The following is a 22,409-nucleotide window of genomic DNA, read 5'->3' as shown; positions in this document are numbered from 1 at the left end:
GGTGCCTTTCTTGTCTGGGCGTTCGCTGATGCCACGGGTAGTGGGGTGAATAAAATCTTAAGGGGTGATTTAAGGGGGCGAAAGAACTAGGCCCACTTCGTGAATGCGCCTTAGATAGGACATAATTGGAAACATGAAGATTCTTGTCGTGGATGACGAGCAGGCCGTACGCGAATCGCTTCGCCGCTCCTTGAAGTTTAATGGCTACGACGTAATGTTGGCCGCCGATGGCGTAGAGGCTGTCGAGATGGTCCACAGGGAGAACCCAGGACTGCTCATCCTCGATGTGATGATGCCGAACATGGACGGCTTGGAAGTCTGCCGAACCTTGCGCAGTGAGGGTTGGGACCGTCCAATCCTCGTGCTCACGGCTCGTGATGGCGTGTCTGACCGCGTTGCAGGGCTCGATGCGGGTGCCGACGATTACCTGCCCAAGCCTTTCGCTCTTGAAGAGCTTTTGGCTCGTGTTCGTTCCCTGGTCCGTCGTGCTGCTGCGGAGTCGATCAGCAAGCAGCAGCCCGTTGAAACCCAGCTGAGTTTTGAGGACCTCAAGCTCGATGCCGATACGCGTGAAGTCACTCGTGGCGACCGTCAGATTTCCCTGACGCGCACCGAATTCGCCTTGTTGCGCTTGCTCATGGAGAACCCGCGCAAGGTGCTCTCCCGCAACACCATCCTGGAAGAAGTATGGGGCTATGATTTCCCTACCTCAGGCAACGCTCTCGAGGTGTACATCGGCTACCTGCGTAAGAAGACCGAAGAAGATGGCGAGCCGCGACTTATCCACACCGTGCGTGGCGTCGGCTATGTCATGAGGGAGGCTATCGCGTGATTTTGCGGAGGCCCGCGCCCGACGCGGTGCCTTCTGAAGACCTAGATTCCACGGCGTGGTTGGGCCTGTCAGGTCGTCGCGGCTGGGCTTCGCGGGCGCCGCTTCGGTGGCGCCTTTCTTTGGTTACTGGTGTCGTTGTCGCTGTCTCGGTGGCAGTGATGACGTTGGTGACCTACTGGTTGGTTGCGGCGTCGATGACGGCGAGCGTCGACAAGCAAATCATGCAGCAAGCGGACGTGCTGATGGAGCAGGCACAGGATCCGCGCTTCGTGGAGAATATCGATCAGGAGATCGCTTCTTTTAAGCTCTACAATCCTTCGACTCGGGTCTCTATCTCTCCGCCAGCAGCTACCTTTTCCTATGGTGACGCCTTGCCGGTGGGTGGGGACTTTAAACCGGACGGGGACACCATGGAAAGCTCCATCCGCACCCTGGGTGGTGAGCGCGTGCTGGCCAAGTCCCAGGAAGGTGGCGCCACGGTAGTCCTGGCCAAGGACCTTGGTCCCACGGAGGAGATTGTGTCCGCGGTGGGCTCCGCGCTGCTGATTATCGTGGCCTTTGGCGTGCTGCTTTCCGTCTTCGCGGGAATGGTGGTGTCCAAGACCGGCATGGAGCCGATCGCTCGCCTCAAGCGGGCTGCTGATTACGTGACGCAGACCAATGACCTGCGGCCGATTGCCGTGGAGAGCAACGATGAAATGGCACAACTTACTGTGTCCTTTAACCGAATGCTTTCCGCCCTGCAGCACGCGCGCGTGCAGCAATCACAGTTTGTGGCTGATGCCGGCCACGAGCTTAAGACCCCGCTGACGTCCATGCGGACGAACATTGAGCTTCTCATGATGCTCAATAAGTCCGGTGGCGGGTTTGGCATCAGTGAGGAAGACCGGCGCGACCTCGAAGATGACGTAATGGCGCAGATGTCGGAATTGGCCACCCTGATCGGTGACTTGGTTGACCTAGCGCGCGAGGACGCCACTGAGAAGGAGCCGGAGCCCGTTGAGCTGCACGAAGTGTTGGAGAATTCGCTCAACCGCGCCAAGCGCCGCCGTCCTGACGTGGACTTCCGCGTGCGGTTTATCCCGTGGATGATCGACGGCGATCCTTTTGCGCTGGGCCGTGCCACCCTCAACCTTATGGACAATGCTGCGAAGTGGTCCCCGCCGACGGGGACCGTGCGCGTGTCCATGCGGCAAATCGCCCCTGACAAGGTGCGCCTGCGCGTTGACGATTCTGGCCCCGGCATCGCTCCGGAGGAACGGGACAAGGTATTTGAGCGCTTCTACCGTTCTGCTGAAGCCCGTGCCATGCCGGGATCAGGATTGGGCCTAGCAATCGTGAAATCCGTGGTGGAGAGGCACAATGGAGAGATCACCATCAAGGATTCCGCGGACGGCGGAACGCGCATGGAGGTTATCCTGCCCGGGCACCCCACCGAAGGTGATGCCTTGGTGGACGGGCTGGAAGACTTGCCCTACGATTTCCAGTCCGAACTCTCCGCTGAGCAGCAGTCAGCGGGGCAGCTACACGACCCCGCGGTCAGCCAACCGAAAGAGCGCAACGACCGCGGCCATATCTTTGCGGAGCGGTGGTTCAATCAGGGCTAGTGTGCCAGGGATCACCCCAGCTCAAGGCGCACAGGAAACGTCCAGCTTCTCGTAGCACACTGGCAGATTAGTATCAGATACGCGCCAGCGCGATGGTGCACACTACCTGACATGAATATGAGGAATTCGAACATGGATAACCCCATGGATAGCCCGCAGAACTTTGACGGACGGGGACAATCACAGCAGCGAGGCGAGGTACCTTCTGCGGGAAGTGAATCGAATGGCTGGAATCAGCCGCGGTCGGATACATCGAGGCAAGGCGGACAGTCGCCCTACGGAAGCCAGGCGGGGCAGGGAGCCCAGGCTTCTTCTTTTGGCAACCAGCCTTCCCAGGCGCCTTACGGGGCGCAGGCGCCGTATGGCGGTTCGAATTATGGATTCGGTCAACAAGGTCAGCAGCGTTTGGCAGCACAGCAGCCTTCGGCAGGGCAGCACTCGCAGGAGGGAACACAGCCTTATGCCGGTCAGCGCTACACTGCGGCGCATGCTGGTAATCAGAACCAGTTCTTCGGCGGCCAAGAGGGGGCAGGCGTACGGGTCGTGGAACCGAGCGATGAGCCTAAGGCCAAGCGCAAGGTCGGCCTGGGCACCGCGCTGTCCATGATGCTCGTAGCCTTCATCGCTGCCGGCGGTGTTACCGGCGTGGTGGTCGGAACGGTGGGCAAGGACAAGTCCTCCACCTCGACGGTCAATGAGGTCTTGGAGCGCCAGCCGGTGGCCAACAGCACCGGTAAAGAGCCTGCCGACGGCTCCGTCGAGGACGTGGCATCGAAGGTACTTCCAGCAGTGGTATCCATTTACTCCATTACCCGCTCCGGCGGTGCCGAGGGCTCGGGCTCGATTATTTCCCCGGACGGCTACGTGTTGACCAATCACCACGTCGTCGCCGGCGCGGATCAAGGCGGGCGCTTGGAAGTGACCATGAATGATGGTTCCCGCCATAGCGCCACGTTTGTGGCCTCGGATGCGACCACGGACGTTGCTGTCATCAAGATTGATGACGTTAACGAGCTTCCCTTCCTGCAGTTCGGTGATTCGGACGCTGCCGCGGTGGGGCAAGAGGTCGTTGCCGTCGGTTCCCCGCTGGGACTCAACGCTACGGTGACTTCCGGAATTGTCTCGGCCAAGAACCGTCCCGTCCGTGCTTCGCAGGAAGGTGGGGAGTCCTCGCTGATCGACGCCATCCAGACCGACGCCGCCGTCAACCCCGGCAACTCCGGTGGCCCCTTGGTGGACATGGAAGGCAACATCATTGGAATGAACTCGATGATCGCCTCGCTATCGGGTGGCTCGAATTCCGAGGGCGGTTCCATCGGTCTGGGATTCGCTATTCCCTCCAACTTTGCCAAGCGGATGGCCGATGAGCTCATCAACAATGGCAAGGTCAAGCACCCAACCTTGGGCGTTAAGGTCCGCGCGCAAAGCGACACCCTTGGTGCGGAGATCGTCGATGTCGAACGCGATAGCCCAGCCGATAAGGCGGGGCTCAAGTCTGGTGACGTGGTCACCCGCGTCAACGATCGGCTTATTGAAAGCTCTGATGCCCTCATCGCGGCAACCCGTTCCCAGGAGTTCGGCGCGACCGTGACCTTGGAGGTACGGAGCCGAGACAGCGAAGATGTGAGAAAGGTAGAGGTAACTCTGGCAAGCGAGTAAGTTAACAAATACTTGGGCGGTGCGTGAGCGCCGCACGAACACCGCACCCTGAGACCTTGTGAAGAAACCACTACCGGAAGATTCCGCCCCTACCTTTAAGGAGAACCTCCGTGGCAGAAAACACCGACGCAACTGAGTTGCTGGGGCGCGATGCCTCACGCGAACTCGATGATGTCACCGAACCAGATGACGCTTTCCTCATCGCGAGCGAACAAGAACAAAGTGTGCAAGCACCGCGCCGCGCGCTCGTCGTGATCGTCACCGACCACCCAGATGATGCAGCGCAGGACACGTCGCGCTTGGCGGGCGAACTGTTGGCTGAAGCTGATTTCACCGTCGACGGCGCAGTGATCGTTCGTTCCAAGAAGTCCAAGATCCGGCAGGCGATTGAAACCGGCGTGGTTGGGGGCGTTGACTTGGTCCTCACGATTGGTGGCACGGGCGTTGGCCCGCGCGATAAGACCCCAGAGGCGACTCGCGCGGTGCTGGACCAAATGGTCCCTGGCGTGGCCCAGGCCCTGCGCTCCTCCGGCCAAGCATGCGGTGCGGTGGATGCGTGCACATCCCGCGGCATTTCGGGAGTGTCTGGTTCAACGGTGATCGTCAACGTCGCATCTTCCCGCGCGGCGGTACGTGATGGCATGGCTACGCTGACCCCCTTGGTGCACCACCTCGTCGATCAGCTGCAGAAGTCCAGCGTCTAATGGCTGATTCCACACCGCGTACCCCGCGGGCGCGCCGTCGCGTGAAGCGTCCGTCGACGGCCGAGAATTACGATCGCAGCTTCGATGTTCCTCACGGGCCAATGTCTGGGGCTGCTGGCTCTTCTTCCGCCGCAGGGGCCGATGAGCTGCGCACCGTGAGCTTTGAGGTGGACGCAGGCGGCCCCGGTGGTGACAGCGAGGACGAGGCCACGGGAGAGGCCTTCTACCGCGAGAACATGCCGCCGCATTTTGGCACCACGCAGTAGTGCGTGAGCAGCGGGCGGAGGCAAAAGAAAATCCCGCAGAACTTCGGCGAAATGCCGGTTCTGCGGGATTTTTAGGCTTGGGGCTGCTGGCTTAGATGCTGGAGTCAGGCTTGTTGGTGGTGGTGCCACCGTTTTCAGCAGCGAGCAGGTCGCGGATCTCGCCGAGCAGCTGCTCGGTGGTCGGAGCCGGCTCCTCCGGGTCAACGCCCTGGCGGCGCTTAGCGCGCTCGGTGACGGCGTTGATCGGAGCAACGATGACGAAGTAGATGACAGCGGCAACGATGAGGAAATTGATAAGGGCGGTGATGACTGCACCGAAGTCCAGGAAGGTCTCCGGGCTATCGGTAATTGCGAAGCCCAGGCCACCAAAGTCTGGGGAGCCGAGGGAGTTAATCAGCGGCTGGATGATGTGATCGGTGATGGAGGTGACGATCGCGGTGAAGGCGGCACCGATGATGACCGCTACGGCCAACTCGATGACGTTGCCGCGCAGGATGAAATCTTTAAAGCCCTTGAGCATGGTGGTGGTTGTCCTATCTACGGGGGTAGGTGCTTCGTGTGTCTTAAGTGTCTGCTACTGAGTAGTCCGCACTGTGCGTAGGCGCGCTGTTCGGAAAAATCGGAGAAAAGCAGGCATAGAGCCATAATGCTCTCTGAGAGAGGCCCTAGATGCGCAGGGGCGCCAACGTAAGACGAAGCATGTGGAAATACTGGAATAGCGAAAGCCACTTTTGTGCGCCATCCTGCAGGTGGTGCCGCGGGGTCGCGCGGCAGTCGCGAGACTGCAAGAGCATAAAGCGCCTGAGTGGATGTGCCTATAGTAGGCAGAGTTTTCGTGTCACGGCAACATTCTCTAACAACCTTTTTACATAAATGCGGCGATTCTCACAGGTCAAGCTAGCTGTGGGCGCGATCGCCCACAATGACAACCGTGAGCGGTTGTGCCAGTGACGCGGCTGCCACAGCTTCGGCTGCTTCGGCTGGTAGCGCAACGAGGAGTGTGTGCGTGCGGGCATCCTCTCCGCCGGCACCCACCGACACGACGCGTGCGCCACGGGCAATCGTTGAACCGCGGGCGGGGAGGGAAGCGTCGTCACCACCGTCGAGGGCACCGACAATATTGACCGTATCGCCGTGATGGAGGTTGCGGGCAACGTCTGGCTCGGCGAGCGTGAGTGGGATAAGGTGGCCGTCTTCCATCCCGAAGTCTGCGATGAGGTCCGAACTGAGCAGCCGGGTGGTGGTAAGTATTTCGCCGGCGCTGGCCGCCGCCACCAGAACTCGCCCCACCGCATCTTCCGGGTTGCTCCCCAACGCCGTGGCGGGGAGAGCGGAGGAGGGGACGCGGGCCACGGAGACATCGCCAAGTGCCAGCGTCTCCCCGGCGGCGACGTCCCGGGCCATGACCACCACGCGCGGCTGCTCACGGGTAGAAGCGAGCGCGCTGGCCGCCGCGGCCACGAGCAAGACTGCGGCCGTTACGCGGCGCAGAAGAACGCTGCGGCGATGCCCGGGGGTGCGCAGAACGTGAAGAAAGTCCATACCTTTTTAGACTGCGCTCCGACCCGCGCGGTTCCCAGGCGGCGGCATGGAATCTGAGAAGGGGCCGATTAAAGCCAGCGCATCCCGCGCTCGGTGAGGATGCCATCGACGGGACGGTCGTGTTCCTCGAAGGGGACGTCCCGGACCTCGCTGGAGTGGACGAGAGCCACGACAGGCGGGTTCCCAGTGGGAAGCGGGGTGAGTGCGCGGTCGTAGTAGCCGGCGCCTTTTCCGAGGCGCATGCCTGACTCGCTCACCGCCATTGCGGGCGCCAAGATGAGGTCGAGGTGCGCCAGGATTTCGCTGCTATGGCGCTGCCCGACGGGCTCTGCAATCCCTAATGCCCCTGGGCGCATGGCCTCCGGCCCGCCATACAGCGTCCACAAGAGCTCACCGTTTTTGCCTGAAATGGGAAGGTAGACCTCCTTGCAGAGTGCGGACACGGTCTCCACGAAGTCGGGGCCACCCGGCTCTGTGCCCAGGGGGTGGTAGGCGGCAACACGCATCGCAGGAGTGAGTAATTCACCCACACCGGCGCACCACGCGGCGTTGTCATCAGCGCGCTGCTCGGCGCTGCGCTCGCGCCGAGCGTTCAGGAGTGAGGATCTTAAGGCGTCCTTGGGGGAGGTCGTCATGGTTGTCAATCATAGCGGGACGGCGTAGCGCAGCACGGGAGCGGGAAGGGCGCATTGTAAAGTGGAACTTATGGCTATTGCACACGAGGATTCCCACACCGGGATCGCTACGGTCGTTGTTCCCGCTGCTGGCATGGGCACCCGCTTCTTGCCCGCCACCAAGACCGTACCGAAGGAGCTGCTCCCCGTCGTTGATACGCCGGGTATTGAACTCATTGCGGAAGAGGCCGCATCCGTGGGCGCCCAGCGCCTTGCGGTGATTACCGCGCCGAACAAGCAGGAAGTGATGCGGCACTTCGATGAGTTCCCCGATCTCGTCGAGACCCTCGACGCCCGCGGCAAAGACGAGCAAGTGGCCAAGGTCAAGAGTGCTGCTCAGTTGATCCACCCGATTTCCGTGGAGCAGGAAAAACCGCTGGGCCTGGGCCACGCGGTGGGCTTGGCGGAATCCGTGTTGGAGGATGACGAAGAATTCTTCGCCGTCATGCTGCCGGATGACATTGTCCTGCCGGCCACCGTCATGGGCGAGATGGCCCGGGTTCGCGCCGCCCTGGGCGGCAGCGTGCTGTGCGCCTTCGAGGTGTCACGCGAAGAGACCTATAACTACGGCGTCTTCGACGTCGAGGACACCAATGCACCGGGCGTGAAGAAGGTTGTGGGCATGGTGGAGAAGCCGGATCCGGACGATGCGCCTTCGAACCTCGTGGCCACTGGGCGCTACTTGCTCGACAGGAAGATTTTTGATGCCCTTCGCCGTATTAAGCCAGGAAAGGGCGGGGAGCTGCAGCTGACCGATGCCATTGAACTCCTCATTAAGGAAGGCCACCCCGTTCACGTCGTAGTTCACCAGGGCAAGCGCCACGACCTGGGCAACCCGGGTGGGTACATCCCGGCCAACGTTGACTTTGGTCTGCGTGATGAGAAGTACGGTCCTGCACTCTACAAGGCGATCAAGAAGATTGTGGAGGACTACGAAGAAGAAAAGGGGCTGAAGGGCTAAGCCTTCGCACGCCTAGCGCGCTAAGCTCTACTCCAGTAACTTCCATCCCTTTAGGCCCCACATACCCCAGAGTAAAGGCAGGCGGTACATGCGTTCGGTCGATGACCAGATGGCGTTCATTCTTGATGCAGCGATGACTCCCGAGCCGGTACGCATCGCCATCGCGAATGCCCTAGGTCTCAAGTGCGCGGAGGAGGTGCAGGCAAACCAGCCGCTCCCGGGGTTTCCGCAAGCAGCCATTGATGGCTATGCCGTGCGCGCCGTGGACGTCGGGGGAGAAAAAGCCCTCAAGGCACGCTCCCGCCACGACGTTGAGGATGCGTATGCACCCGCCACGGAGACGGAGATTGAGCGTTCCCTGCCTGTAGTGGGGGAGGTTCCTGCAGGGTCACGCCAGCCTTTGCGTTTGCAGCCCAAGCAAGCGGTGCGCGTGTACACGGGCGCGCCTCTGCCGACGCTTGCCGACGCCGTCCTTCCCCTCGAGTGGACCGACCGTGGCCGCAAGCGCGTGACCTCGCACCGCCCGGTGCGCTCAGGGGACTTCGTGCGCCGCGTGGGCGATGATATTCAGCCCGGGGATGTTGCCGTATCCTCCGGTACCATCTTGGGCCCAGCGCAGATTGGCCTGCTCGCGGCAGTGGGGCGTTCGAAGGTGCTGGCGTACCCCCGCCCGCGCGTGACCATCGTGTCCTTTGGCAAGGAGCTTGTCGACGTCGACCGCGAGCCCGGCCTGGGTCAAGTCTTCGACGTGAACTCTTATTCGCTTGCAGCGGCCGCGAAGGAGGCCGGCGCGGACGTGCACCGCGTCGGCATCGCCGCCGGCGAGCCGCGTCGCGTGCGCGAGGCTTTGGAAACCTACTTGGCGCGCAGCGAGGTGCTGGTGATCTCCGGTGCCGTGGGTGGCGCGGGTTCGGAAGAAATCCGCGAGGTCCTTGATGAGTTGGGAGATGTAGATACCTCACGCGTAGCCATGCACCCAGGATCGGTCCAGGGTTTCGGTCTGTTGGGGGAGGAGCGCATCCCGACCTTCCTGCTGCCCTCGAACCCGGTGTCCGCGCTGGTTATCTTTGAGGTCTTTGTGCGCCCGCTGATCCGTCTCTCCCTGGGCAAGCGCAGCGGCCAACGCCGCGTGGTGCGCGCACGCGTGCTCAACCACATGGAATCCCGCCCGGGACGCCGCGGCTACATCCGCGCCCGGCTCATGCGGGATGCCGAAACCTCCGACTATCTGGTGGAAGGACTGGGCGGTGCGGCGGGTGCGCCGGCGCACCTGCTCGCAGGGCTCTCGGAAGCGAACGCGATGATCCGCATTCCGGAGGAAGTGACAGAGATCCGTCCCGGGGACGTGGTGGACGTCCTGTTCCTGACCCAGCGCAGCTAGCCGCCGGCACACACGTCATGCTTGATCCTTTTGGTACCGCCGCGGGGCGCTTTTCTACTCCCGCCACCGGTGGGGTCAACCCCGATCATCCGGGCTGGCCAGAAGCTACACCCGCGGTACGGCTGCGGGAGTCTCGTGTCTTCCCGCGCGGGGCGACGCTACGTTTGCGCCCGCTGTTGCGGAGGGACGGTGCGGCGTGGCGACGGCAGCGCATCGAGGATAGGGATTTCCTCAAACCGGTGGAGCCGACGCTGCCGACGGAGTGGGATGCGGCGCACTCCCAGTCGGCTTGGTGGAATCACCTGATGTTTCTGCGTGACTCGGCCCGGGCCGGGACAGTGGTGCCGCTGGTCATTGAGGTTGATGGCCACTTCTGTGGGCAATTGACCTTAGGAAATATCCAGCATGGAGGGGTCAGCGAATGCTGGATTGGCTATTGGGTGCATTCCGCGGTGCACGGTGCGGGCGTGGCTACTGCTGCCTGTGCTCTTGGCGTGGACCATGCCTTTTATCGTGTGGGGCTGCATCGTGTGACGGCGACCTATCTGCCGGAGAACCCCGCTTCAGGCAAGGTGCTGCACAGCAACGGGTTCCGCGATGAAGGGTTCCTGCGCCGCAACCTGCATATCGACGGCGCGTGGCGGGACCATCACTTTTTGGCTCTTAATCGCGAGGATTTTGCCTCTGGGGCGGTGGAGCGCCTCCGTGCGGCGGGACGAATCGCGGGGGCGTAGCAGGTGGCTTAGCTGTTGGCTTAGCAGGTGCTAAGCCCGTGTTAGACCGGGGATTGTTTAGGTCAACTACCTCTGCTTTCACTTGAGTAACAACCTTGTAATTTAGGGGTTCGTTGGTGCCCACGGGGCGGGGTTGGGCAGCTAGAGTAGGGGCCTAGTTATATTCCCTTTTTTCGTCGACCCCTGAAAGTGGGACTCAGCCACATGATGACTGCCGTGCCGATCATTCTCGTAATCGTGCTGTGGCTCTTCATCCTCGCTCCGTTGCTTTTGCGCTCGCAGCGTCCGATGAGCCACACAGGTGAGGCCTTTGAAGAGACCCGCGTGCTCTTCGAAGGAGATTCCGGCTCCGTGCCGGGCCGCCGTAAACCGCGCCTGGGCAAGGAGGACATCCGCCCGCACGCCCCGGCAGCAGCGGAGGCCAGCGATGAGGAAGCCGAGTATGAGCTGGTTGAGGCCGAGGGGGTTGCTGATACCGCGGAGTCGCTCCAGGGCGATGGCGAAGGAAAGAGCGCTGCCGAATCCGTAGTGGCGGACACGATTGATGGCGAAGTCGTAGAAGCTGAGGACGCCGAGACGGACTTCGAGCTCGAGGACGATTCCGACGACGCTGCCGAGGATGATCATGGGTCGGAGCAGGAGGCTGAGAACGTTGAGGCGGATGCCGCGGAGGTATTCACGGCTCCTGCCAACGCCGGCGTGGCCGAGGATGCCTATGACTTCGACGAGACCTATACTTCGCCGGTTGATCTGATGTATCCGGGTGCCATCGACGCGGTGAAGGAAGCACCGGCAGCGGCGGATGTGAACAGCGCCGATGAAGCAGCGGTTGAAGCGGAGAGCACTGATGTCGAAGGCGCAGAGGAAGGTTCGGACGCCGTCCCGCAGGGCGGGGACCTTGTTGCTGCTGAGACTGAGGACGAGGAAATGGGCGGAAGCGATACCGAGTTGTCCGCCGAGGAACTGGCCTTCGCCCAGCGCCGCCTAGGCCGCGGCGGTTGGGATCCGGTGAAGGAAAAGGAAGCCTCCGCCACGCGTTATCAGCGCCGCCAGCGCACGCTCATCGGCTTGGCGGTAGCAGTGGTAGCTACGGTGTGCCTGGGTATTGTTGTGGGAAGCTGGACGTGGTGGCTGGCGGGTATTGCCGGCGTTATGACCATGGTTTACCTGGTGGCCCTGCGCGCCCAGGTGCGCCGCGAGCGGGAGCTGCTGCGCCGCCGCGTCTACCACCTGCGCCGCGCCCGTTTGGGTGTGCGTAATGCGGAGAACCCCGCCGAGTCACTGCCACCCAACCTGCGCCGCCCGGGCGCGCTCATCCTGGAAATCGATGATGAAAGCCCGGACTTTGACTACCTGCCCGTCTACTCGGAGGGCGATAGCGACGGTGGCTTCGACGGTCCCCATCCTTCTCCACGCCAGCGCCGCGATGACCTAGCAGCCCGCCGAGTTGGTTAATCCACCCGGCCCCTAGGCCGGCCAGATGCCGGATGTGCCGCGGCGATGGGAGCCTACTAGGTGGGCGTCAACCATCCCGATGGCCGTCATCAGGGAGAAACACGTCACTGGGCCGACGAATTTGAAGCCGGCCTTCTTCAAAGCCTTGGACATGTCCAAGGCTTCTTGCGTGTATTTTGGAATATCCTCTTCGCTTTCCGGCGCAATCGTGTCAGCGGGCAGGAAGCTCCAGATGAATTCATCGAGCCCGCCTGTCTCCCGCAAGGCCACCGTGGCCTTCGCGTTGTTAAGCACCGCGTTGATTTTCAAGCGGTTGCGGATGATCCCCGCATTGTTCATGAGGCGCTCGACTTCTTCCTCCCCGAAGCTGGCCAGTAGGTCTGCATCAAAGCCCACAAAGGCAGCGCGGAAGGCTTCGCGCTTGCGCAGCACTAGTTCCCAGCTCAACCCGGCCTGGAAACCTTCCAGGCAGAGGCGTTCCAGTAGGGCGGATTCCTCATGGACGGGCATACCCCATTCGGTGTCGTAATACTCCTGGAGAAGCGGGGAGGTCATTGCCCAGGCGGGGCGGCCAAGCCCCGCGGAGTCATAAACAAGTCTCGTATCGTTTGCCATCTGTGTACTAGTCATGCCTTTTTAGACTGCAGAATCCGCTCATCGGTTCCCACGGCTCTCACGGCCTCGTGCCGCAGAGCGTGGCCTCATGCTCCAACAGCATCTGCTTCGCGGCTGTGCCCCCACGATAGGAACCGAGGCTGCCGCTTGCAGGAACGACGCGGTGGCACGGCACCACGATGGGAAGCGGGTTCGTAGCACAGGCGCTTCCAGCAACGCGGGCGGCCTGCGCACTACCGGCGGCAGCAGCGAGGCGCGAATAGGTCCAGCGCTCACCGAATGGGATATCGCGCAGCGCACGTTGCGCGCGGTCGCGGAAGGTGTGTGGGGATGCGGGGACGTCGAGAAGCAGCTCAAAGTCCCTACGCGTGCCCGCAAAGTATTCGGTGATCTGCTGGGCAGCGGCGACGAGAGCGTCGGCCCCCGCAACACTAGCTCCCGCAACACCAGCGTCCGCAAAACTGTGGTGTCGGGCGCTGGTAGGGCCATCGGGGAGGCGCTGCAGACCGCTGAGATCCGGGGATTCACCGGGGAAACACACCCGTGACAAACCCCGCTTAGAGGAGACAAGGAGAAGACGGCCGAGCGGAGTGTCCAGCGAGGTCCACATGTGCATGGTAGGAGGGGAGTCCTTTCGGAGGGAGGTGGTCATCCAGGGTAGTCTATGAACCATGAATAGACCCGCCGTACGCGATGCCGCGCTGCTCATCTTCCGCGCGGTGCTGGGAGTTATCTTCGTCGCGCACGGTGTGGACAAGATGTTCTTTAGCGGCATGGACGAGGTAACCGGTCAATTCTCCGCATGGGGAGTTCCGCAACCGCAGACCTCGGCGTACTTGGCTGCCTTCGCAGAAATGCTGGGCGGGGCGGCCCTCGTAGTCGGCCTGCTCACCACCTTTGTGGCAGGGGCATTGGCGCTGCTTATGGCATGTGCGTTGTACTTCGTGCATATGGGCAATGGCCTCTTCGCCGCCGATGGTGGCATCGAGTACCCGCTGGTTCTCATCGTGTCGCTGCTCATGATCGTTGTCTTCGGCTCCGGCCGGGCGAGTGTGGATGGGGTGTTGAGCCGTGCTGACGCATGAGCAGGTGCAAGCGGCGATCTCCGCGCAGCTCGATGGGGAAGCCCCGCAGCTGGCGCCCGATGTCATTGACGCGCATGTCTCCGGCTGCCCGGAGTGTGCCGCCTTCCGGGAGAAGGCGGCGGCCTTGTCTCGCTCACTGAGCCTCGTGGAGCCTGAGGGCCTGCCGCCGCAGGACTTGTCGGAAGTCATCCTGGCTGGCGTGGAGCCGGAGTGGCAGCGGGCCTCCAGCGCGCGGCAGGCATCGCTCACGCTGGCTCGGGTAGCTCTCGGAGTGTTGGCCGTGGCGTTTCTGATCTGGGCGATCGTGGTCGTCGTCAGTGCTTCCGGCTTGACCACCCTGGGCAGTGAAGGAACCCTCGCGGAAGGGGCCGACCCGGAGCGCGCACACCTTCTGATGGAGGCTGCGGCGCTGCGCTTCGGTCTGGCGAGCGGTTTAGTTTTTGCCGCCTGGCGCCCAGCCTCAGCGCCTGGATTGCTGCCGGTGGTCTGCACGATATTCGCGTTCTTGTGCGGCTTTACCATGCGCGACTTTGCCTTGGGCAGCGTTGTCGCGGAGCAGGTTTATATCCTCATCGGCACCGGTCTCGCAACGGCCAGCCTGGGGTGGGCGTGGGCGGCCGACCGGGGCTTCTTGCTACGGGACGTGTATAGGACGTTGTCCGCTAACCCGCGCTAAGCCTTAAAGGCCACGTCTACGAGGCCGAGTCTAAGGGCCCAAGCCTAAGTGGCTTGGGCCAGAGGGGGTAGGGCCAGGGGCTTAGGTCCAGGACGGTAGCCACATCATGGAGTGATACCAAGAATCCGGGATGAGGTAGCCGTAGAGAATCGGGGAGAAGTAGGCAAACATTGCCACGACGAGCGCGGCGTAGCATACGGTAAGGAAGGTGCCCAGCGGCATCGCGGCCCCAAAAAGCTCCGTGAGCCAGCGCCATTGCAGAACCCGTCCACGTCCAATCATTTGCCCCAAAGCCAGGGAGATCAGCACGATGACGAACGGAATGAACGCCGTGGCGTAGAAGAAGTACATCTGTCGGTCGAAGACCATGAGCCAGGGCAGGAAACCCGCCGCGGCACCCACGAGCGGGATGAGGAAGGCGCGGTTGCGTCGCACGAGCAAGGACCACAGTCCCCACAGCACCGCCGGGATGACCAGCCACCAAATGACCGGGGTACCAAAGAGGTACAGCATCCTGCGGCAGGATCCGCCGTCCCCGCAAGAGATGTCCGTGGAGGAGTAGTAGAGGATGGGGCGTGCAGCCACCAGCCAAGCCCATGGCTTGGAGTCCCAGGGGTGGCTGTGGCCACCTGAGGAGGTCAAGGAGGCGTGGAACTCCAGCACAGAGGAGTGGTAGTAGAACCAACCGGCAAGAGGCTCGGGGAGGTGGAGCAACCAAGAGCCATCCTCGATCGTGCCGTCAACCTTCGCGTGGCGGTAGACGGCGGTCTCATCGGCGAACCAGGCGCGCCAAGACCACGCATACAGGGCTACGGGGACCGCAACGAGTGAGGCCAGGGCTGCTGGGGTATCGCGTACCAGCGTGCCCAAGATGTAGCGGCGTACACCATACAAGCGGCGCAGAGCGAGATCCGAGAAAACGCTCATGAGACCGAAGAACATGATGTAGTACAGGCCGGACCACTTCACGGCCAGCGTTAGACCCAGGAAAACGCCGGCAGTAAAACGCCACCACCGGAAGCCAAATCGTGGGCCGAAGTCCGAGTCCCCCATCGTGCCTGACAGGAAGGCGGCGTGCAGGCGCTCGCGCATCTGCTGGTGATCCCGCGCCAAGGCCCAGGCGGCGGCGACAATGAAGAAGACCTGAAAGATATCAAGCATTCCGAACTTGGAGGCCACGAGCAGCACGCCGTCGCACATGGCGAGCAGGCCGGCGAGGAAGCCCACCTGCCAGGAACCGGACAAGCGGCGTGCCAGCGCCATGGTGAGTAGCACGGTGCCCACGCCAAAGAGCGCGGCCATGGCCCGCCAGCCCAGTGGGGTGTAGCCGAAGATGGCCTCCGATATCGCGACAATCTGCTTGGCCAGCGGTGGGTGCACAACCAGGCCGTAGCCCGGGTTGGACTCGATGCCGCCGAGGAAGAGGTTGTGCCAGCTGGTGACCATGTCCCATGCCTGCGGCACGTAATGCTTCTCGTCGAAGACGGGAGTTCCCTCGGAGACCGGTGCGGTGAGACCTGCAAACCGCGTGATGAATGCCAGCACAGCGATGATAGCGGTGCTGATCGTGTCGGCCTTGGTCCAGGTGTAGTGCCGGGGAGCAGGGGGAGCTGGCCGGGTATGGATGCCGCGGGCGGCGGGGACGCGCGCGCGGCTGGTGTGGCCAGATCGATCAGTAGGGATAGCGATACTCACGCGGAAGAGTCTAGCGTGCGTGTGCCATGCTGGGGGTATGAGTCTTCAGCTTGAACCCCTGCCGCGTGGAGTCATCCTGGCCGCCACGCCGCTGGGAAATCCCGGTGATGCTTCTGCCCGATTGATGCAGGCGTTGGGCCACGCGGATGTGATCGCTGCGGAGGACACCCGCCGCGTTCGTAACCTGGCCCAGGCGCTGGGGGTAGAGATCCGCGGCAAGGTGGTTTCCAATTTCGACCACAACGAAGAGGAGCGCTCGCGCGCGCTCGTCAACGCTGCCCGGACGGGCACGGTTCTCGTGGTGTCGGATGCTGGCATGCCGCTGGTCTCCGATCCTGGGCACTCCATCGTCACCGCTGCGGTGGAAGCGGATGTGCCTGTGACCTGTTTTCCGGGGCCCTCGGCGGTGCCGACTGCGCTTGCACTTTCCGGACTGGGGGTGGGGCATTTCCTCTTCGATGCCTTCCCGCCGCGCAAACCCGGACCGCGTAAAGCCTGGCTGGAGTCCCTCGTGGGGGAGCGTCGTGCCATTGCTTTCTTTGAATCCCCGCACCGTCTAGCGCAGACGCTTGGCGACGCCTCAGCGATCCTCGGCGCGGAGCGCCGCGCTGCGGTCTGTCGCGAGCTAACGAAGACCTATGAGGAAATCAAGCGTGGCACCTTGGGCGAGCTTGCCGAGTGGGCGCAGGAGTATGCGCGGGGTGAAATCACCGTCGTCATCGAGGGCGGGGATGCCGCACCCGTGTCGTTGGAGACCCTCGTGGAGCAGGTCCGTGCGGAGGTTGAGCGGGGCGTGCGGGCCAAGGATGCCTGCAAGCAGGCAGCAGCGGGAACCGAGTGGTCCAACCGCGAACTCTATGATGCATACCTCGCCGCGCGCGGCTGAGCTTTAACAATAAATTCTGGTGATGCCCGTCTCTTTTGGGCCAATCGTTATGGCATCGTTATGTGACCCGGCGTGGCCGCGGCATGCGCGGTAGGGATGCCATACCTCGGAAATGCCTCCGAACAAGCTGGCAAGCTGCACAGTTGCGGTACAGATTCGGCAGCTGCGGTGGAATAGCGGTCGTTCAAAGAAGCTCGTGAGAGACGCTTTAGGAACGCTATATGCCCGAAATGCATGTGGTGAATAGTCTTTTTGTTTCCGTTTTAGTTTGACTAGTTGATGAGACAGCACCAAGGTCGGGAGGTATGACAGACTCGACGAATGCAGACAATGTAAAGGATACGGGGGTGTCTTCGGCTGTGCCCCAAGGCGAGAGCTCGCCGGCCGCGGTAGAGGAATACCGCACCGTCGACGAGCGCCTCGAGGAGGCCTCGGCCACGAGCCAGCTCCAGGACATGCTCACCAACAAGGCGTTCAATCCTGAGGCGGCTCCCGCGCCAATGGAGGAGGAAGAGGACGAGAAGTTTGGCCCAGGCGGCATCGATTCGCCGATCGACTGGACCATTGTGGGCTTTGCTGGTCTGCTCATCGCTGCCATCGTGGCATGGGGCTTGGCGGCACCAGACAGCTTTGCTTCTTTCTCCGGTAGCGCGCTGAACTTTGTAGTCAACAACTTTGGCTGGGCCTATGTGCTCTTCGGGACCATCTTTGTGGTTTTCGTTATCTGCGTTGCGGCCTCGAAGTTCGGCACCATTCGTTTGGGCAAGATTAACGAGGAACCGGAATTCTCCACGGCCTCTTGGATTGCGATGATGTTCGCTGCCGGCATGGGCATCGGCTTGATGTTCTATGGTGCTTCCGAGCCGCTCAACTACTTTAAGAACGGCGTTCCGGGCCATGGTGAGAATGAGGTAGGAACCTCAATGGCCACGGCCATGTTCCACTGGACCCTGCACCCATGGGCCGTGTACGCCATCGTGGGGCTTGCCATCGCTTATTCCACCTTCCGTATTGGCCGCAAGCAGTTGTTGAGCCAGGCCTTCGTGCCGCTCATTGGCCAGCGCGCCGCCGACGGATTCGCAGGCAAGATCATTGATATCTTGGCCATCTTCGCCACCGTCTTTGGCACCGCTTGTTCGCTGGGCCTCGGCGCGATGCAGATTCAGGCAGGCCTGCAGGCCTCCGGAATTATTGAGAACCCCACGCAGAACGTCGTCATCGGCATCGTTCTCGTGCTGACCTTGGCCTTTATTCTGTCGGCCATGTCGGGTGTAGGCAAAGGTATTCAGTACCTCTCTAACACCAATATGGTCTTGGCGGCTCTGCTGGCCATCTTCGTGTTCGTCTTCGGCCCAACCGTGTCGATTTTGAACCAGATCCCAGGCTCCATTGGTAACTACCTGGCGAACTTCACCGAGATGATCGCTCGTACCGCTGAGTCCGATAACGGAAACGCTGGCGAGTGGCTATCTACCTGGACCATTTTCTACTGGGCTTGGTGGGTTTCCTGGTCGCCGTTCGTGGGCATGTTCCTCGCCCGCATTTCGCGCGGCCGTTCCGTCCGCGAGTTCTGCGTTGGTGTGCTTCTCGTCCCGGCTGGTGTCTCCACGGTGTGGTTTGCCATCTTCGGCGGTACCGCCATCCACATGGAGCAGAACGGCAACTCCATCTCCGGTGAGTCTGCCGAGCAGGAGCTGTTCAACCTGCTGCAGAACCTCCCCGGTGGTTTCATCGCGGGCATCGTCGCCGCCCTGCTCCTTGCCACGTTCTTCATTACGTCGGCCGACTCGGCGTCGACAGTCATGGGCTCGATGTCCCAGTCTGGCGCTACCACCGCCAAGCCGTGGCTGTCCGCGGCATGGGGTGTGCTCACTGCGGCTGTCGGCCTGACCTTGCTGCTGTCGAGCGAGAATGCCCTGTCAAACCTGCAGAACGTCACCATCGTGGCGGCGCTGCCATTCCTCTTCATCCTCGTCGGCCTCATGTTCGCTATTTACAAGGACTTGAGCAACGACGTAATTTACCGCGAGTACCGCGAGTCCCAGGCCTTCCAGCGCAAGCTGGCGCGTGAGCGTCGCCTGCACCGCGAGTTCCAGCGCGAACAGGCCTACAAGGCCCGCCGCCGCCAGCACAGCCACAAGAACTAGTTCTGGCGCGAGCATTTCTCTCATACACCCCCTCACTGCATTGCCGGTGAGGGGGTGTTCGATAGAGTAGGGGCCATGACTGAGACAGTTGTCGTTAATGTTGCTTGGCCCTATGCCAACGGACCCCGCCACATCGGACACGTGGCGGGTTTCGGTGTTCCTTCCGACGTGTTCGCCCGTTTCCAGCGAATGCGTGGCAACGACGTCCTCATGGTTTCCGGTACTGACGAGCATGGCACCCCGTTGCTCGTGCAGGCGGATAAGGAAGGCGTGACGGTTCGTGAATTGGCGGATCGCTACAACCGCCAGATTGTCACCGACCTGGCTGGGCTCGGCCTGTCTTATGACCTCTTTACCCGCACCACCACACGCAACCACTACGCGGTGGTGCAGGAGCTGTTCAAGGGCCTGTACGAGAACGGCTACATGATTAAGGAGACCACCCAGGGCGCGATCTCGCCGTCCACAGGGCGCACTTTGCCCGACCGCTATATCGAGGGAACCTGTCCGCTGTGTGGCGCCGACGGCGCGCGCGGTGACCAGTGCGATAACTGCGGCAACCAACTCGATCCGGTAGATCTCATCAACCCGGTGTCCAAGATCAACGGTGAAACCCCGGAGTTCATCGATACCGAGCACTTCCTGCTGGACCTGCCTGCGGTCAAGGACGTCCTCGAAGAGTGGCTGAAGAGCCGCGAGGATTGGCGCCCGAACGTCCTCAAATTCTCCCTCAACCTGTTGGAGGATATGCGCCCGCGCACCATGACCCGTGATATCGACTGGGGCATTCCCATTCCGGTCGAAGGCTGGGAGGATAACGGCGCGAAGAAGCTCTACGTGTGGTTCGATGCGGTGATTGGTTACCTGTCTTCCTCCATCGAGTGGGCCCACCGCACCGGCAACCCGGAGGCTTGGAAGGACTACTGGCAGAACCCGCAGGCACGCCACTACTACTTCCAAGGCAAGGACAACATCACCTTTCACTCCCAGATCTGGCCAGCAGAGCTCTTGGGCTACGCGGGCAAGGGCTCCAAGGGCGGTGAGCTGCACACCTACGGTGAGCTCAACCTGCCCACGGAGATTGTGTCTTCGGAATACCTGACCATGTCCGGCTCCAAGTTCTCCTCGTCCAAGGGCGTCGTTATCTACGTCAAGGACTTCCTCGAGGAGTTTGGCCCGGATGCGCTGCGCTACTTCATCGCCGTTGCCGGTCCGGAAAACAACGACACCGACTTCACTTGGGATGAGTTCGTGCGCCGTATCAACAACGAGCTTGCCAACGGCTGGGGCAACCTGGTCAACCGCACCGTGTCGATGGCTCACAAGAACTTCGGCGAGGTCCCGGCCCCGGCCGCGCTGGAGCAGGCAGACAAGGACATCCTGGCACTGGCGGAGGAGACCTTCACCACCGCCGCGGAATTCCTCGAGCAGTCCAAGTTCAAGCAGGCCATGACCGCCATCATGCACGTCGTCGGCGAGGCCAATGCCTATGTCGCGGCGATGGAGCCGTGGAAGCTGGCCAAGGATGAAACCCAGCGCGAGCGTCTGGCCACCGTGCTGTGGACCGCACTGCAGGTGGTCTCCGACTGCAACGTAATGTTGACCCCGTTCCTGCCCTTCACCGCACAGAAGGTGCACGAGACCCTGGGACGTGAGGGCGTCTGGGCCGCACAGCCGCGCATTGAAGACGTGGTGGATGATATGCCGGTTGAACTCGTTGGCGTAGACCTCCCGCCGGAGAACCACCCGTACCCGATCATCACCGGTGACTACGCGGCGCAGCAGGCTGCGTGGAAGCGTGTCGACATTACGCCGGGGACGACGCTGCAGAAGCCCAAGCCGCTGGTGGCTAAGCTCGACCCGGAGCTTGGTGAGACCGGCCCGGAGTGGGCCCCGGTTCAGAAGTAAAGGCGTGGGCTCGGCGTTTCGGCGCTCCCTGGCGCCCGTCCTACTCTTTGTTGTTGTCTGCCTGACCGCGCTGAACCTACGGACGGGCATCGCGTCGGTGGCGCCGGTGCTGGGTCAAATCCAAGATTTCTTTGAAATCAGCTCCGGCCAGGCGGGTTTGCTTACCGCACTTCCGGGGCTGTGCTTCGCGGCCATGGGTTTGGCCGCCGTGCCCATTGCTCGGCGGGGCGGGCTCAGCCGTACCTTGGCCGGCGGCACGCTGGCCCTAGTGGTGGGCCTGGCGCTGCGTCCGTGGGTGAGCAGCTTCCCGCTGTTTATTGCGTTGACCCTGTGCGTTGTCGGCGGCATCGCTCTAGCCAACGTTCTGCTTCCCGCGTGGATCAAGCAACATGGTTCGGGCCGCACGCTGGTGGCGTTGATGACCACCTACACCACGATGCTGGGCGTATCCAGCGCCCTTGGCCCGCTGTCCGCGGTGACGCAAAGCACGTGGCAAGGTGCGCTGTGGATCTGGTGCCTGCCCGCCATCGCGCAGCTGGTGGCGTGGATAGTGGTTCTGCCGCAGGCTGGCAAGGACGTCGCCCACGGGGCGATCGACGGTGCCGGCGCGCCAAAGCCCATGTACACTTCGCCCACGGCGGTGGCCATGCTCTTTTTCTTCGGGCTGCAGTCCTCCATGGCCTATGTCCAAATGGGTTGGCTGCCGCGCATGCTGGTAGAGAAGGGCGTGAGTGAGGATACCGCCAGTGTGGCACTTGCTGTCATCGGTGTCTTTAACATCGCCGGCGGCGTGATCATGCCCTGGCTAATTTCTCGCCTGGACCGCCTAACACCCGTACCGATTGTGCTGGCGCTGTGCACCTGTGCTGGGTGGGGTGGGGTCCTTGTGGCTGCCGACGTCGCCCCGCTCGCCTGGGCCTGCCTGATGGGGATCGGCGGTATGTGCTTCCCGCTGGCGCTGGCGCTGCTCACCGCCCGCACTCGGAGTGCGCTGACGACCGCGCGCCTTTCTGGTTTCGTCCAGCCAGGCGGCTACATCTTGGCGGGGCTGTTGCCGCTTTTCGTGGGCGTTGTGCGCGGCGCTACCGGTAACTGGACGGCCGTCCTGATTGCGCTGATGGTGCTCAGCCTTTGCATGCTGATGGCGGGTTTGCGCGCGACCAGGCGGGTCTACATTGATGACGAGCTCGCTGCCTAGCGGGGTCCTCCTTAGTTGCGGTAACTTTTGTATTGCAGCGTTAGTTAGAGTTAACGCCTCGCGTTATTGACGTGTCGCGTTATGGGGGGTATGGTGCATTTATGATTCAGTCGTTCGCGGATAGGGATACAGAGCGCTTATGGAATCGAGAGAGGGTGTCCTCGATAGATTCACGTATTCACTCGGTAGCTCTTCGCAAACTGAGGCAATTGGGCTATGTGCAGAGGCTAGATGAGCTTCGGATTCCTCCGGGGAATAGGCTCGAAGCGTTGAAGGGCGATCGGCGGGGTCAATATAGTATTCGTATCAATGACCAATGGCGGATCTGCTTCCGGTGGACCGCTTTAGGGCCAGAGGAGGTTGAGATCGTTGACTACCACTAAA

At 62.0% G+C, this 22,409-nt stretch carries 22 protein-coding genes; 16 read left to right on the top strand and 6 right to left on the bottom strand.

What is annotated here, in order from left to right:
* The first annotated feature begins 133 nt into the window (after window positions 1-133).
* From HMPREF2932_RS00775 to HMPREF2932_RS00755, 5 genes are all read left to right on the top strand, one after another.
* Window positions 134-832, top strand: coding sequence for a response regulator transcription factor (locus HMPREF2932_RS00775; RefSeq protein ID WP_049154197.1), 699 nt, complete (start codon window positions 134-136; stop codon window positions 830-832).
* Window positions 829-2,439 carry a HAMP domain-containing sensor histidine kinase gene (locus HMPREF2932_RS00770; RefSeq protein ID WP_049154199.1) on the top strand — a complete coding sequence of 537 codons (1,611 nt, stop codon included), beginning with the start codon at window positions 829-831 and terminating at the stop codon, window positions 2,437-2,439. The genes HMPREF2932_RS00775 and HMPREF2932_RS00770 overlap by 4 nt, the downstream gene beginning before the upstream one ends.
* A 111-nt stretch (window positions 2,440-2,550) precedes the next feature.
* Window positions 2,551-4,098 carry a S1C family serine protease gene (locus tag HMPREF2932_RS00765; protein ID WP_246818595.1) on the top strand — a complete coding sequence of 516 codons (1,548 nt, stop codon included), beginning with the start codon at window positions 2,551-2,553 and terminating at the stop codon, window positions 4,096-4,098.
* 110 nt (window positions 4,099-4,208) lie between these two features.
* Window positions 4,209-4,802 carry a MogA/MoaB family molybdenum cofactor biosynthesis protein gene (locus HMPREF2932_RS00760; RefSeq protein ID WP_046646961.1) on the top strand — a complete coding sequence of 198 codons (594 nt, stop codon included), beginning with the start codon at window positions 4,209-4,211 and terminating at the stop codon, window positions 4,800-4,802.
* A complete protein-coding gene (locus tag HMPREF2932_RS00755; protein ID WP_049154202.1) occupies window positions 4,802-5,068 on the top strand; it encodes a hypothetical protein in 267 nt (88 codons plus the stop codon). The genes HMPREF2932_RS00760 and HMPREF2932_RS00755 overlap by 1 nt, the downstream gene beginning before the upstream one ends.
* A gap of 91 nt (window positions 5,069-5,159) precedes the next feature.
* On the opposite strand, the gene mscL is transcribed toward HMPREF2932_RS00755, so the two are convergent.
* From mscL to HMPREF2932_RS00740, 3 genes are all read right to left on the bottom strand, one after another.
* Window positions 5,160-5,588 carry a large conductance mechanosensitive channel protein MscL gene (gene mscL / locus HMPREF2932_RS00750; RefSeq protein ID WP_071409386.1) on the bottom strand — a complete coding sequence of 143 codons (429 nt, stop codon included), beginning with the start codon at window positions 5,586-5,588 and terminating at the stop codon, window positions 5,160-5,162.
* Between the two features lie 377 nt (window positions 5,589-5,965).
* Window positions 5,966-6,610: an SAF domain-containing protein gene (locus HMPREF2932_RS00745; protein ID WP_070510403.1), complete on the bottom strand. Its 645-nt coding sequence runs from the start codon at window positions 6,608-6,610 to the stop codon at window positions 5,966-5,968.
* Between the two features lie 68 nt (window positions 6,611-6,678).
* Entirely contained in the window at window positions 6,679-7,245 is a 567-nt protein-coding gene (locus HMPREF2932_RS00740) for a 5-formyltetrahydrofolate cyclo-ligase (RefSeq protein WP_049154209.1), read from the bottom strand.
* A 70-nt stretch (window positions 7,246-7,315) separates the two neighbouring features.
* On the opposite strand from HMPREF2932_RS00740, the gene HMPREF2932_RS00735 reads away from it, so the two are divergent.
* The 4 genes from HMPREF2932_RS00735 to glpR all read left to right on the top strand — a co-directional run bounded on the left by HMPREF2932_RS00735 (window position 7,316) and on the right by glpR (window position 11,815).
* Complete coding sequence (locus tag HMPREF2932_RS00735) at window positions 7,316-8,245, top strand: UTP--glucose-1-phosphate uridylyltransferase (protein ID WP_071409385.1); 930 nt, start codon at window positions 7,316-7,318, stop codon at window positions 8,243-8,245.
* 88 nt (window positions 8,246-8,333) lie between these two features.
* Window positions 8,334-9,626: a molybdotransferase-like divisome protein Glp gene (gene glp / locus HMPREF2932_RS00730; RefSeq protein WP_071409384.1), complete on the top strand. Its 1,293-nt coding sequence runs from the start codon at window positions 8,334-8,336 to the stop codon at window positions 9,624-9,626.
* A 17-nt stretch (window positions 9,627-9,643) separates the two neighbouring features.
* A complete protein-coding gene (locus tag HMPREF2932_RS00725; RefSeq protein WP_083295504.1) occupies window positions 9,644-10,360 on the top strand; it encodes a GNAT family N-acetyltransferase in 717 nt (238 codons plus the stop codon).
* Window positions 10,361-10,564: 204 nt separating this feature from the next.
* Entirely contained in the window at window positions 10,565-11,815 is a 1,251-nt protein-coding gene (gene glpR, locus HMPREF2932_RS00720) for a divisome protein SepX/GlpR (RefSeq protein ID WP_071409383.1), read from the top strand.
* Window positions 11,816-11,827: 12 nt separating this feature from the next.
* Here glpR and HMPREF2932_RS00715 read toward each other — a convergent pair whose 3' ends face one another.
* Window positions 11,828-12,445 carry a DNA-3-methyladenine glycosylase I gene (locus HMPREF2932_RS00715; protein ID WP_080975044.1) on the bottom strand — a complete coding sequence of 206 codons (618 nt, stop codon included), beginning with the start codon at window positions 12,443-12,445 and terminating at the stop codon, window positions 11,828-11,830.
* A 43-nt stretch (window positions 12,446-12,488) separates the two neighbouring features.
* Window positions 12,489-13,082: a methylated-DNA--[protein]-cysteine S-methyltransferase gene (locus HMPREF2932_RS00710; protein WP_371326333.1), complete on the bottom strand. Its 594-nt coding sequence runs from the start codon at window positions 13,080-13,082 to the stop codon at window positions 12,489-12,491.
* 19 nt (window positions 13,083-13,101) lie between these two features.
* On the opposite strand from HMPREF2932_RS00710, the gene HMPREF2932_RS00705 reads away from it, so the two are divergent.
* Window positions 13,102-13,515, top strand: coding sequence for a DoxX family protein (locus HMPREF2932_RS00705; RefSeq protein WP_046646952.1), 414 nt, complete (start codon window positions 13,102-13,104; stop codon window positions 13,513-13,515).
* Entirely contained in the window at window positions 13,502-14,191 is a 690-nt protein-coding gene (locus tag HMPREF2932_RS00700) for a zf-HC2 domain-containing protein (RefSeq protein WP_046646951.1), read from the top strand. The genes HMPREF2932_RS00705 and HMPREF2932_RS00700 overlap by 14 nt, the downstream gene beginning before the upstream one ends.
* A gap of 81 nt (window positions 14,192-14,272) precedes the next feature.
* Here HMPREF2932_RS00700 and HMPREF2932_RS00695 read toward each other — a convergent pair whose 3' ends face one another.
* Window positions 14,273-15,880, bottom strand: coding sequence for a dolichyl-phosphate-mannose--protein mannosyltransferase (locus HMPREF2932_RS00695; RefSeq protein WP_369799706.1), 1,608 nt, complete (start codon window positions 15,878-15,880; stop codon window positions 14,273-14,275).
* Between the two features lie 43 nt (window positions 15,881-15,923).
* Here HMPREF2932_RS00695 and rsmI point away from each other — a divergent pair, with 43 nt between their 5' ends.
* The 5 genes from rsmI to HMPREF2932_RS00670 all read left to right on the top strand — a co-directional run bounded on the left by rsmI (window position 15,924) and on the right by HMPREF2932_RS00670 (window position 22,408).
* Window positions 15,924-16,772: a 16S rRNA (cytidine(1402)-2'-O)-methyltransferase gene (gene rsmI / locus HMPREF2932_RS00690; protein ID WP_049154218.1), complete on the top strand. Its 849-nt coding sequence runs from the start codon at window positions 15,924-15,926 to the stop codon at window positions 16,770-16,772.
* A gap of 305 nt (window positions 16,773-17,077) precedes the next feature.
* A complete protein-coding gene (locus HMPREF2932_RS00685; RefSeq protein ID WP_071409381.1) occupies window positions 17,078-18,919 on the top strand; it encodes a BCCT family transporter in 1,842 nt (613 codons plus the stop codon).
* 75 nt (window positions 18,920-18,994) lie between these two features.
* Window positions 18,995-20,827 carry a methionine--tRNA ligase gene (gene metG, locus HMPREF2932_RS00680; RefSeq protein WP_071409380.1) on the top strand — a complete coding sequence of 611 codons (1,833 nt, stop codon included), beginning with the start codon at window positions 18,995-18,997 and terminating at the stop codon, window positions 20,825-20,827.
* Window positions 20,828-20,831: 4 nt separating this feature from the next.
* Entirely contained in the window at window positions 20,832-22,025 is a 1,194-nt protein-coding gene (locus HMPREF2932_RS00675) for an MFS transporter (RefSeq protein ID WP_071409379.1), read from the top strand.
* A 101-nt stretch (window positions 22,026-22,126) separates the two neighbouring features.
* Entirely contained in the window at window positions 22,127-22,408 is a 282-nt protein-coding gene (locus HMPREF2932_RS00670) for a type II toxin-antitoxin system RelE/ParE family toxin (RefSeq protein WP_046646946.1), read from the top strand.
* Window position 22,409: the final 1 nt, after the last annotated feature.

This window comes from Corynebacterium sp. HMSC074H12 (assembly GCF_001813755.1).
GTDB classification, from domain to species: Bacteria; Actinomycetota; Actinomycetes; order Mycobacteriales; family Mycobacteriaceae; genus Corynebacterium; species Corynebacterium hiratae.
Note: the sequence above shows the minus strand (reverse complement) of the source record. Positions and strands in the feature narration are given on the sequence as shown.